The 354-nt window shown below is 63.0% G+C and carries 1 protein-coding gene; it reads left to right on the forward strand.

Annotated elements, in window-relative coordinates:
• The coding region (locus RM532_RS15875; protein ID WP_311654310.1) for a transposase at window positions 1-354 on the forward strand (354 nt) is incomplete at both ends.

Genomic DNA, 354 nt, shown 5'->3' on the forward strand with positions numbered 1-354 from the left:
CAAGCTGGAGCGACTGTGTCGCTACATCAGCCGACCGGCGGTGTCGGAAAAGCGTCTGTCACTGACAAACAGCGGCCTGGTGCGTTACCAACTCAAGACGCCGTACCGCGACGGCACGACCCACATCTTCTTCGAGCCGCTGGATTTCCTGGCGCGCCTAGCCGCTCTGGTGCCACGGCCACGGGTGAATCTCACCCGATTCCATGGGGTGTTCGCACCGAATAACAAGCTGCGGGCGCAGGTGACACCGGCCAAGCGTGGTAGGCGGCGCCACGGTAGCGGCACCGAATCGGATGACAAAACCCCTGCCGAGCGCCATGTAGCCATGACCTGGGCGCAACGTCTCAAACGCGT

It is taken from the genome of Spectribacter hydrogenoxidans, from assembly GCF_031846275.1.
Lineage (GTDB): Bacteria > Pseudomonadota > Gammaproteobacteria > Nevskiales > Salinisphaeraceae > Spectribacter > Spectribacter hydrogenoxidans.